Genomic DNA, 11,165 nt, shown 5'->3' on the forward strand with positions numbered 1-11,165 from the left:
GGCCGGGCTGGGGTGAGCGGGTAGGGCTTAGAGCGCGACGCTGTCAGTCTGGTCCGGCGCTTCAAAACAGTCGCGAAAGCTGAATACCACCGAGGTCAGGAACATCGTGGCCAGCATCAGCGAGCCGGCAATGGCAATCGCCGCAGCTGCCCAGGCGCCGAGCAAGGTGCCCAGCAGCGCAGACAGCAAGGCCATGGCGATGCCAAAGCCGATGCCGACAGCCATCCAGGCCAGGCCAAACATCGTGAAGGCGCCGATATTGCGGCTGCAGGCGATCAGGCTGAAGAACACCGCCTTGATGGCGGGCACGCGGTGCCAGTAAATGAGGCCAGGCGCATGCCAGAACAGCAGCGACAGCGGAATGTACAGCAGCATGGTGGCAAACATGGCCTGCTGGAAGGCCGGTTGCTCGACGATCTCACGCGTGATCTCGCCGCCCATCAGGTTGAGCCGGGCGAACTGGCCGCCATCGAAGAGCGCCGAAAAACCCAGCACCAGCAGGAAGGACAGCGCATAGAACACGCCCAGCACAACAAAGGAATTGCGCCGCTCCTTGTCGACACGCAGCGCAGCCAGCACTACCGGCAAGGTCGGGCGCGTGCCCTGGGCCGTCAACGCGGCGCCAATCATCATGCACAGGGTGGAGACCGGCAGCAGCGCCAGCGCGATAAAGGTGCCGGCAATCGGGATGGCGCCGATCAGGGACATCACCATCATCGACAGAAAGAACAGCGAAGTGAGGGCCAGGGCCTGTGTCTTGAAGGTTTTGAAGCCGTCTTGCACCCAGGTCACACCCTGGCGGGCAGTGGCGATACGAAGTTTCATGCACCAGCGCGCTGCAGCGTGGGCTGCAGCGATAAAAAATCAAAGGGGATGGCGCACTGTAACCCATGCGCCCAAGGGGCAGGCACCCATATGGGCATGGTGCGTGCGGGCGCGCCCTGGGTGGCTTTGAACAGGTCGCTTATTTCAGCTGGTAAGGCGTGGCCAGGCGCTCGCGCAGCACGCGCTCGAAATGGGTCGGGTCATGCGGCTTGAGCAGCGAGGCTTCGCGCGGCAGGTAGAAGTCCCACAGGCGCGAGATCCAAAAGCGCAGCGCGCCAGCACGCAGCATGGCGTTGAGCAGTTCGCGCTCGCAGGCCTGCAGCGGGCGCACGGCCTGGTAGGCGGCCAGCAGCGCATCGGCACGTGCCAGGTCGATGGCGCCGGTGGCCAGGTCGATGCACCAGTCGTTGATGACCACGGCAATGTCGAACAGCCAGGTATCAACACCAGCGAAATAGAAGTCAAAGATGCCCGTCAGCGTCTCGCCCTCGAACATCGCATTGTCGCGGAACAGATCGGCATGCACCGGGCCGCGCGGCAGCGCGGTATAGGCCGAGCTTTGCGCCACATGGTTCTGGTAGGCCAGTTCGCTGCGCAGCAGCTCGGCGGTGGCGCTGTCCAGGTAGGGCAGTACGACGGGCACGGTCTCGTTCCACCAGGGCAGGCCACGCAGATTGGGCTGCTGGCGCGGGTAGTCGAGGGCGGCCTGGTGCATTCTGGCCAGCACCTCGCCCAGCGATTGGCAATGCGCCGCCTGGGGTGCCAGCTGGCTCTTGCCGGGCAGCTTGCCAACGATGGCAGCTGGCTTGCCCTCGACCTGCAGCAGGATGTCGCCGGTCTTGCCATCGGCCTGGGGCTCGGGCACGGGCACGCCGGCCTTGGCCAGATGCTTCATCAGGTACAGATAGAACGGCAGCTGGTCGGCACGCAGGCGCTCGAACAGGGTCAGCACATACTCGCCCTGGCTGGTGGTCAGAAAGTAGTTGGTGTTTTCAATACCGCCTTCAATACCGCGCAACGAGACGAAATCGCCCAGTGGGACGCGCTTGAGCAAGGCCTTGGCAGCCTTGTCGGATACTTCGGTGAAAACAGCCATGGATGTATATCGTCACTACAAAAACAAGGCCAGCCTCTGTGGCTGGCCTGGCCCGCTAAGCGGCGGGTGCAAAGGGGCGATTATCGCAAGCCTGCGCGGCGCTGGGCTATTCGCTCTGGTATCGCGCTCAGAAATTGCCGATATTCCAGACGCGCTTCTTGCTTTGGGTGTCGCCAAAGCCGTCAGGGCGGGCGCGGGCGCCGTCGGTGGGCTTGACCTCGTAGCCGGGCATATTGCCCATCTTGGGCTGCACATGGATGCTCTGGGTCTGGCCGCCAATGCGCACCTCGTCGATGCGGCTGCCCGCGTCTTCCACCCGGATGTACTCGGCCTTCTGGTTGTACTTGTCGTTCGCGGGCGCTGCGTCGGCAGGTGCCGCTGGCTGTGCAGCGGGTTGCGCCGCAGGCGGCTCGGCAGGAACTGCGGGTTGCTGGGCCAGCGCAGGGGCTGCCAGCACCAGTGCCAGGGCCTGGGCGATGAAAGAAGTGGTAATTGCGCGCATGGCCCAATTGTAAGTTGTCGCCCGGTGTTTGCGTACCGGGCACAATGTCAATATGCGTAATCCTCCTACTTTAGTGCTGGTGGACGGTTCCAGCTATCTGTACCGTGCCTACCATGCCATGCCCGACCTTCGTGCGGTTCCCGGCGACTCTGCCAGCCCGGCCACCGGCGCCATCCGCGGCATGGTCAATATGATGCAGGCGTTGCGTAAAGACATACAGGCCGACTACGCCGTCTGTGTTTTCGATGCCAGCGGCCCGACCTTCCGCGACGATCTCTACACTGAGTACAAGGCCACGCGCTCGCCGATGCCCGACGACCTGCGCTCGCAGATCGCCCCGATCCACGAGGTGGTGCAGCTGCTGGGCTGGAAGATCCTGGCCGTGCCCGGCGTCGAGGCCGACGATGTCATTGCCACCCTGGCCCAGATGGCCTCGCAGCAGGGCATCCAGGTCATCGTCTCCAGCGGCGACAAGGACTTGAGCCAGCTGGTCAACGAGCATGTGACCATCATCGACACGATGAACGGCAAGCGCCGCGATGTCGCCGGCGTCACTGCCGAGTTTGGCGTGCCACCCTCGCAGATGGTGGAGTACCAGGCCCTGGTGGGCGATACGGTGGACAATGTGCCCGGCGTCAGCAAGGTGGGCCCCAAGACCGCCGCCAAGTGGCTGGAGGAGCACGGCTCGCTCGACCAGCTGATTGCCAAGGCCGACACGATCAAGGGCGTTGCTGGCCAGAACCTGCGCGATGCGATCGCCAGCGGCCAGCTGGCGCTCAGCCGCCAGTTGGTGACGATGAAGACCGATTGCGCGCTGGACGACTATATCCAGGGCCTGCCTGCCTTCGATGGCATTACCCTGGGCGAGCCCGATGCCGTGGCCTTGGTGCCGTTCTACGAGCAATATGGCTTCAAGGGCCTGGCGCGCGCGCTGGGCTCTGCCGCTACCCCCGCGTCCGCCAAGGCGACGGGCGACAGCGCGTCCGGCCAGGCGGGCCTGTTTGACAGCGCCGATGCCGCCGTGACCGAGGTGGCCATCGAGGCCCAGCAGCGCGATGTGGTCTACCACACCATCCTGACCGAGGCCGATCTGGACGCCTGGCTGCTGAAACTGCAGGCGGCCGAGCTGACGGCGCTGGACACCGAAACCGATTCGCTCGACGAAATGCAGGCCCGCATCGTCGGCATCTCGTTCAGCGTGCAGGTGGGTGAGGCGGCCTACGTGCCGCTGCGCCATGAAGGCCTGGATGTGCCCGAGCAGTTGCCCATCGACCTGGTGCTGGCCAAGCTCAAGCCCTGGCTGGAAGACGCCAGCAAAAAGAAGCTGGGCCAGCATGTCAAATACGACCAGCATGTGCTGGCCAACCATGGCATCCGCGTGCAGGGCTATGCGCATGACACCATGCTGCAGTCCTATGTGCTCGAAGCCGACCGCCCCCACAACCTGGGCAGCCTGGCGCTGCGCCACACCGGCCGCACCGGCATCAGCTACGAAGACCTCTGCGGCAAGGGCAAGGGCCAGATCCCGTTTGCCCAGGTGCCGGTGGACAAGGCAGCGGCCTACAGCTGCGAAGACTCGGACCAGACCCTGGATGTGCACCGCGTGCTGTGGCCGCGCATCGAAGCCAATGCGGGCCTGGCGCATATCTATGCGCTGGAGATGCAGACCAGCGAGGCGCTGTTCCGCATCGAGCGCAATGGCGTGCGCATCGATGCGCCCGAGCTGGCGCGCCAGAGCAATGACCTGGGCCGCCGCATTCTGGCGCTGGAGGCCGAGGCCTATGAGATCGCCGGCCAGCAGTTCAACCTGAGCAGCCCCAAGCAGCTCGGCGAGATCTTTTTTGACAAGCTCGGCCTGCCCGTGGTGAAGAAAACCGCCACCGGCGCGCGCAGCACCGACGAGGAAGTGCTGGAGAAGCTGGCCGAGGACTACCCGCTGCCGGCCAAGATTCTGGAGCACCGCTCGCTGTCCAAGCTCAAGGGCACCTATACCGACAAACTCGCGCAGATGGCTTTGCCCAGCGATGGCCGCGTGCACACCCACTATGCGCAGGCGGTGGCCGTGACGGGCCGCTTGTCCAGCAACGACCCCAACCTGCAGAACATTCCTGTGCGCACCGCCGAAGGCCGCCGCATCCGCGAGGCCTTTGTTGCGCCCGAGGGCAAGCTGATTGCCAGTGCCGACTACTCGCAGATCGAGCTGCGCATCATGGCGCATCTGTCGGGCGACGAGGCGCTGCTCAACGCCTTCCGCGATGGGCTGGATGTGCACCGCGCCACCGCCGCCGAGGTGTTTGGCGTGGCGCTGGACCAGGTCAGCAGCGAGCAGCGCCGCTATGCCAAGGTCATCAACTTTGGCCTGATCTATGGCATGAGCAGCTTTGGCCTGGCCAAGAACCTGGGCATCGAGACCAAGGCCGCTGCCGCCTATATCGACAAGTACTTCCAGCGCTACCCCGGCGTCAAGCGCTATATGGACCAGACCGTGGAGCTGGCCCATGCGCAGGGCTATGTCGAGACCGTGTTCGGCCGGCGCCTGGTGCTACCCGAGATCAATGGCGGCAATGGCCCGCGCAAGAAAGCGGCCGAGCGCGCTGCGATCAATGCCCCCATGCAGGGCACGGCGGCCGATTTGATCAAGAAGGCCATGGTCGCTGTGCAGGCCAAGCTCGATGCAGACAAGCCCGAGGTGCTGGTCATCATGCAGGTGCACGATGAACTGGTGTTCGAGCTGCCCGCTGCCGAGCAGGAATGGCTGCGCACGGAGATCCCGGCCATCATGGCCAGCGTGGCCGACCTGAAGGTGCCGTTGATCGCCGAGATCGGCTTTGGCCCGAACTGGGAAAAGGCGCACTGACGCCGGTGTCCACAATCCTGGGTGGTGCTCGCAGTCGCAGAGGTTCCACTCGGGCCGCCCCAAGTCCTGTCACCTGCACAGGATTTGGGGTGGTTAATGCAACTGCGTTGCAACAAAGTGCTACCATGCGCGGCATGTTGGAGGGGGCACGGGTGCCCGGGGGCTGCGCGGATGAGCGATGGGCCGGCCCGGGTTGGCGGCGTTTTTGCCAAGCCCGGCCCCGCTGAAGGATGGTTTCATGACTTTGATCGCAATCGTGCTGGCGACCCTTGCTGCCGGTTTGGGCAGTGTGTGGGTGGCCGCAGCGCTGATGCGCACGGGCATTGGCAGCCAGGGCAGCCGCTTTGGTGCCCAGCACCTGCTGAGCCTGGCCGCAGGCGCCTTGCTCGCTACCGCCTTTGTGCATTTGCTGCCCGAGGCTTTCGAGAGCCAGATCAACCCCAAGGCGCTGTTTGTGGTGCTGCTGCTGGGGCTGGTGTTTTTCTTTTTGCTGGACAAGGCGGAGCTCTGGCACCACGGCCATGAGCACCGCCATGCGCTGCCCGAAGAGCGCGGCCATGCCCATGGCGAGCATGCGGACGGCGAGCACGCCGATGGCCCGCATGGCCATGCCCACCACCACCACGGCCACACGCACAACAACAGCGCGGGCGGCTGGTCGCTGCTGACCGGCGACAGCGTGCACTGCTTTGGCGACGGCATCCTGATTGCGTCGGCCTTCATGGCCGATATGTGGCTGGGCATTGTGGCGGCCATCTCGGTGCTGGCCCATGAGGTGCCCCACCACATGGGTGACCTGGTGGTGCTGTCGGGCAATGGCAGCCGCAGCCAGAGCAAGGTAGCCTTGCTCAAGCTGTCGCTCGCCGGCGCGGTGACGGCGCTGGGCGGCGTGGTTGGCTATTTCCTGGTCAGCTCACTGGCGGATTTTCTGCCGTACTTCCTGGCCATTGCGTCGAGCAGCTTTATCTATGTGGCGCTGGCCGATCTGATCCCGCAGCTGCAGCGCCAGCTGTCGGCCAAGCAGACGGTGCAGCAGGTGGTCTGGCTGGCCATCGGCATGGTGGTGGTGAGCGCGGTCAGCACCTGGGCGCATGGCGACCATGACCACCATGGCCATGCGCACGGCCCGGCCGAGCAGCATGAGGCCCATGGCGCGCAGGATGCGCATGGCGACCACGACGGGCACAAGCACTGAGATAGAAGAAGCGAAAGGGTAGGGGTCAGCCTGCGCGCAGGCCACTGCCCTTGTTGGCCAGCAAGGCCCGCACCACCGGCAGCTGGCGCCGCGAGACCAGCAGCACATCCTCGATGCCAAACAGGCGCAGCTGCCAGCCGTCGCTGTCGTCCCCGCCCCAGGCCTTTTCCAGGCAGCGTATCGCAGACGGCGCCACCAGCGCATTGCGGTGCACGCGCAAATAGCGCTTGGCAAAGCGCGTCTCCAGATCGTTGAGGCTGCCCGACCACAGGTAGGCATGGGTGGCGGTGCGCACGGTCACATACTTCAGCTCGGATTTGAAATACAGCACATCGGCCAGGCGCACGCGCTCGGTGCGGCCCCGGTCGGTGATCAGCAAGCTGTCGGTCTCGGCATCCGGCTCGGTCTGGACTGGCGCCTGGCGCAGCGCATGGGCCTGGGCGACCAGGGCCACCTTGTGCAGCGCAGCGGCCAGGCGCTCGCGCCGCACCGGCTTGGTCAGGTAGTCGGCGGCATTGACTTCGAAGGCGCTCAGCGCATGCTCGGGGTGGGCGGTGACAAAGACCACGGCGGGGGCTGCGGGCTGCTGCTGCAGCTGGCGCGCCAGCTCCATGCCGCTGTGCCCCGGCATATGGATGTCCAGCAGCAGCACATCAAAGGGCTCGCTCCGCGCTGCGGCGCTGGCCAGCGCCTGCAGTGCCTCGGGGGCATTGGCGGCCTCGTGCACGGCGCTGGGCGCTGGTGTTATCTCGACCAGCAGGCGCCGCAGCCGGCTTCGGGCCAGCGCTTCATCATCCACAATCAATACTCGCATGGCCGCTATGCTAGCGGAGCCCGGTGCCGCCTGCCAACACCGGCCGTCGTGTCGTTGCACCCGCTCAAGCAGGGATGCTGATGCGCACCATGTAGATGCCATCCTTGCTGGTGGCCTTGAAGTCGTATTCGAGGTCGTAGAGCAGGCGCAGGCGTTTTTTCACATTCAGGATGGCTGTGCCGGTGCCGGCACGCCGCTCGGGCTGGGGGGCGCTAAAGGGGCGCGGCGTGGTGTTGATGATCTGGATCTGCACCATATTGCCCCGCCGGCGCGTGGCAATGCTGATGCGTCCATGGCCATGGCTGGGCTCGATGCCGTGCTTGACGGCGTTCTCCACCAGCGGCTGCAAAAACAGCGGCGGCACGGTGGCGGCATCGGCGCGCGAGTCCAGGTTCCAGCGCACGGCCATGCGGTCGTCAAAGCGGATCTGCTCGATCGACAGGTAGCGGCGCGCCAGCATCACCTCCTCGGCCAGGGTCGAGGCCTCGCGCTTTTCGGTCAGCGCATGGCGGAACAGGTCGCTCAGGTCTTCGAGCATGGCCTCGGCTTTTTGCGGGTGGTCCTGCACCAGCGCAATGGCGCTGTTGAGCGCATTGAAGAGGAAGTGCGGCCGGATGCGCGCCTGCAGCTCGGCCAGGCGCGCGGTGGTGGCCGCCGGCGTGCGGGCCTGGGCGCGCCACTGCAGGCCCACCACCACCATCGCCGCCAAAAAGCCCCCGGCCGCTGCGCTGGCCAGCCAGGCCGTTTGCGCCGACAGGGTGGCCCACTGGTAGAGCATGGCTGCCAAGAGCCCGCAGACCACGCCCAGCGCGGCCCCGGCCAGGTACTGCCGCTGCGTGCTGCAGCGCTGCAGCAGCTTTTTTTGCTGGCAGGCCAGCACCAGCCACAGCAGGCTGGCGGGCAGCACCACGGCGGTGAGCAGCGCCAGCTGAAAGAACCAGTCGGCCAGGCCGCTGGCACCAAAGGCGGCGGCAATGGCCACCACAGTCTCGACCAGGGCCACGGTGCGGCCGATCACGCTGGCGGTGCAGGCATCAAACACATAGGCGGTGCCGACGATGGCTTCGCGTGGTGCTGGATTAGTTGATGTTGCTGGCATGGTCGTGCAGGGTCGATAAAATCCTGGTTTTTCGCCCAGGGCTTTGGCGGGCCTCAGGCACAGCACCGGAGGCTGTGTTTCCGCAGCGCAACTGGCAGCTTAACCCGAATATTGCGACCTTCATGTCTACACCACAAGCTTCGTCTCCTTCGCACAACCAGCTCGATTCCAAGTCCGAAGCCTGGTCGGCGCTGTTCTCCGAACCCATGAGCGATCTGGTCAAGCGCTACACCTCCAGTGTGTTTTTCGACAAGCGCCTGTGGCAGGCAGACATCCAGGGCAGCCTGGCCCACGCGCAGATGCTCTGCGCACAGAAGATCATCGGCGAGCAGGACCTGGCCTCCATCGAGCAAGGCATGGCGCAGATCACCTCGGAGATCGAAGCGGGCAGCTTTGAGTGGAAGCTGGACCTGGAAGACGTGCACCTGAACATCGAAGCGCGCCTGACCCAGCTGGTGGGCGATGCCGGCAAGCGCCTGCACACCGGCCGCAGCCGCAATGACCAGGTCGCCACCGATGTGCGCCTGTGGCTGCGCGGTGAGATCGACCTGATCGAAGGCCTGCTGGGTGAGCTGCAGCTGTCGCTGGTGGAAGTGGCCGAGAAGAATGTCGACGTGATCCTGCCGGGCTTTACCCACCTGCAGGTGGCCCAGCCGGTGAGCTTTGCGCACCACCTGCTGGCCTATGTGGAAATGTTCAAGCGTGATGCCGAGCGCATGCTGGATGTGCGCAAGCGCGTCAATGTGCTGCCGCTGGGCAGCGCCGCACTGGCCGGCACCACCTACCCGCTGGACCGCGAGCGTGTGGCCCAGACCCTGGGCATGGAAGGCGTGTCCCAGAACTCGCTGGACGGCGTCAGCGACCGCGATTTCGCGATTGAGTTCAGCGCAGCGGCCTCGCTGTGCATGGTGCACATCAGCCGCCTGTCGGAAGAGCTGATCATCTGGATGAGCCAGAACTTTGGCTTTGTGCGCATTGCCGACCGCTTCACCACCGGCTCGTCGATCATGCCGCAAAAGAAGAACCCCGATGTGCCCGAGCTGGCGCGCGGCAAGACCGGCCGCGTGGTCGGCCACCTGATGGGCCTGATCACCTTGATGAAGGGCCAGCCCCTGGCCTACAACAAGGACAACCAGGAAGACAAGGAGCCGCTGTTCGACACCGTCGACACCTTGAAGGACACCTTGCGCATCTTCGCCGAGATGATCGGCGGCCAGGTCAACCCTGCGACCGGCGCCAAGGAAGGCGGCATCACCGTCAACGCCGACAACATGCGTGCCGCAGCGCTCAAGGGCTATGCCACCGCCACCGACCTGGCCGACTACCTGGTCAAGAAGGGCCTGCCTTTCCGCGATGCCCACGAGACCGTGGCCCATGCCGTCAAGCTGGCCTCGCAAAAGGGTGTGGACCTGACTGAGCTGCCGCTGGCCGAGCTGCAGGCCTTCAACCCCAACATCGAAGCCGACGTGTTCGAAGCGCTGAGCCTCAAAGGCTCGCTGAATGCGCGCAACACCTTGGGTGGCACGGCGCCCGTGCAGGTGCGTGCCCAGCTGGCCAAGCACCGCACGCGCCTGGCATAAGTCGTGCTTGTATAGCCTGTCCTTTTTCCTGAAAGCTCAGCATGTCCTTGCGCCGCCGCCATTTCTCCCAACAACTGCTGGCCGCTGCTGCGGCCGGGTGGCTGGCTGCTCCCAGCTGGGCGGCGGGCTACAACAAGGGCAAGCCGGTGCGCCTGCTGGTGGGCTTTCCACCGGGCGGCGGCACCGATGTGATCGCGCGCCTGCTGGCCGAGAAGATGAAGGACAGCCTGGGCACCTCGGTCGTGGTCGAGAACAAGCCCGGCGCGGGCGGCCAGATTGCGGCCCAGATCCTCAAGGCCTCGCCAGCCGATGGCGCGACCTTCTTCGTCACCCACGACCACACGATCTCCATCCTGCCCCAGGTCGTCAAGAACCCAGGGTTTGACCCGCATGCGGACTTTGTGCCGGTGGCCGGTTTTGCCAGCTTTGTCAATGCGATTGCGGTCTCCGACGGCCTGGGCCTGCGCACGTTCGATGCCTATTTGCAGTGGCTCAAAAAGCAGGGCGGCAAGAGTGCGGTGGGCATTCCGGCGCCGGCATCAACGCCGGAATTTTTGGTGCGGGTGCTGAACCAGCGCTTCAAGACCGACCTGGTGTCCGTGCCGTACCGGGGCAGCGCGCCCATGCTGGCCGACATGATGGGCAACCAGATCCCAGCCGGCATTGGCTCGGTGCAGGATTTCATTGAAAGCCACAAGGCCGGCAAGATCCGCGTGCTGGCCGTACTGGGCGGCAAGCGCCAGCAGGCCTTGCCCGATGTGCCCACCTTGAGCGAACTGGGTCTGTCGGGCCTGGAAGACATGCCCTACTACGGCATCTATGCCGCCGCTGGCACGCCCCCCGAGATGGTGCAGGCCGTATCGCAGGCGGTTGCCAAGGCCGTGGCCGCCCCCGATGTGCATGAGCAGCTGGTGGGCATGGGGCTGAGCGTGGGCTATATGACGCCCGAGCAGCTACTGGCCCGCGAGCGCGCCTATTCGGCCGTCTGGACCCGCATCATCCGCGACAGCGGCTTCCAGCCCCAGTGAGCTGGACTGGCGCTGTTGGGCAGCAGGGCATGCATCGGCAGAGCCCTGGCAAGCCACAAGCCCAATAAATAGGCTCATCTTGTTGCCAAATGAAACACCTGGCTGCCCTGGGCGGCCAGCCAACACTGGCGCAGGCTAATTTTGGTACGCTCTCACCATCCTAGGGGAG

9 protein-coding genes are annotated in these 11,165 nt (G+C 65.0%); 4 read left to right on the plus strand and 5 right to left on the minus strand.

From position 1 onward, the window contains the following. Positions 1–27: 27 nt before the first annotated feature. From WH265_RS17465 to WH265_RS17475, 3 genes are all read right to left on the minus strand, one after another. Positions 28–825 carry a BPSS1780 family membrane protein gene (locus tag WH265_RS17465; RefSeq protein WP_339518299.1) on the minus strand — a complete coding sequence of 266 codons (798 nt, stop codon included), beginning with the start codon at positions 823–825 and terminating at the stop codon, positions 28–30. 139 nt (positions 826–964) lie between these two features. Next, on the minus strand, positions 965–1,921 hold the full coding sequence (locus WH265_RS17470; protein WP_339559099.1) for a homoserine kinase: 957 nt from the start codon (positions 1,919–1,921) through the stop codon (positions 965–967). Between the two features lie 127 nt (positions 1,922–2,048). Next, complete coding sequence (locus WH265_RS17475) at positions 2,049–2,423, minus strand: hypothetical protein (protein WP_021027568.1); 375 nt, start codon at positions 2,421–2,423, stop codon at positions 2,049–2,051. A 52-nt stretch (positions 2,424–2,475) separates the two neighbouring features. Between WH265_RS17475 and polA the strand changes: the two genes are divergently transcribed. After that, positions 2,476–5,280, plus strand: a complete 2,805-nt coding sequence (polA, locus tag WH265_RS17480; protein WP_339559100.1) for a DNA polymerase I — start codon at positions 2,476–2,478, stop codon at positions 5,278–5,280. 238 nt (positions 5,281–5,518) lie between these two features. Continuing rightward, positions 5,519–6,475, plus strand: a complete 957-nt coding sequence (locus WH265_RS17485; protein ID WP_339559101.1) for a ZIP family metal transporter — start codon at positions 5,519–5,521, stop codon at positions 6,473–6,475. 25 nt (positions 6,476–6,500) lie between these two features. On the opposite strand, the gene WH265_RS17490 is transcribed toward WH265_RS17485, so the two are convergent. Together WH265_RS17490 and WH265_RS17495 are read right to left on the minus strand one after the other, a co-directional pair. Next, the gene (locus tag WH265_RS17490; protein WP_339559102.1) at positions 6,501–7,289 is read right to left on the minus strand and encodes a LytR/AlgR family response regulator transcription factor; all 789 of its coding nucleotides are present in this window, start codon (positions 7,287–7,289) and stop codon (positions 6,501–6,503) included. A gap of 64 nt (positions 7,290–7,353) precedes the next feature. Beyond that, on the minus strand, positions 7,354–8,388 hold the full coding sequence (locus tag WH265_RS17495; RefSeq protein WP_021027571.1) for a sensor histidine kinase: 1,035 nt from the start codon (positions 8,386–8,388) through the stop codon (positions 7,354–7,356). Positions 8,389–8,510: 122 nt separating this feature from the next. Between WH265_RS17495 and argH the strand changes: the two genes are divergently transcribed. Next, positions 8,511–9,968 (plus strand): argininosuccinate lyase, encoded by a 1,458-nt coding sequence (argH, locus tag WH265_RS17500; protein ID WP_339559103.1) that lies wholly within the window; start codon positions 8,511–8,513, stop codon positions 9,966–9,968. Between the two features lie 41 nt (positions 9,969–10,009). After that, positions 10,010–10,996 carry a Bug family tripartite tricarboxylate transporter substrate binding protein gene (locus tag WH265_RS17505; protein WP_339559104.1) on the plus strand — a complete coding sequence of 329 codons (987 nt, stop codon included), beginning with the start codon at positions 10,010–10,012 and terminating at the stop codon, positions 10,994–10,996. Positions 10,997–11,165: the final 169 nt, after the last annotated feature.

Source organism: Comamonas sp. MYb396 (genome assembly GCF_037479555.1).
GTDB lineage: Bacteria > Pseudomonadota > Gammaproteobacteria > Burkholderiales > Burkholderiaceae_C > Comamonas.

Coding starts and splice junctions, on each gene's coding strand:
- WH265_RS17465 (WP_339518299.1), bottom strand. CDS start 825: ATGAAACTTCGTATCGCCACTGCCCGCCAGGGTGTGACCTGGGTGCAA.
- WH265_RS17470 (WP_339559099.1), bottom strand. CDS start 1,921: ATGGCTGTTTTCACCGAAGTATCCGACAAGGCTGCCAAGGCCTTGCTC.
- WH265_RS17475 (WP_021027568.1), bottom strand. CDS start 2,423: ATGCGCGCAATTACCACTTCTTTCATCGCCCAGGCCCTGGCACTGGTG.
- polA (WP_339559100.1), top strand. CDS start 2,476: ATGCGTAATCCTCCTACTTTAGTGCTGGTGGACGGTTCCAGCTATCTG.
- WH265_RS17485 (WP_339559101.1), top strand. CDS start 5,519: ATGACTTTGATCGCAATCGTGCTGGCGACCCTTGCTGCCGGTTTGGGC.
- WH265_RS17490 (WP_339559102.1), bottom strand. CDS start 7,289: ATGCGAGTATTGATTGTGGATGATGAAGCGCTGGCCCGAAGCCGGCTG.
- WH265_RS17495 (WP_021027571.1), bottom strand. CDS start 8,388: ATGCCAGCAACATCAACTAATCCAGCACCACGCGAAGCCATCGTCGGC.
- argH (WP_339559103.1), top strand. CDS start 8,511: ATGTCTACACCACAAGCTTCGTCTCCTTCGCACAACCAGCTCGATTCC.
- WH265_RS17505 (WP_339559104.1), top strand. CDS start 10,010: ATGTCCTTGCGCCGCCGCCATTTCTCCCAACAACTGCTGGCCGCTGCT.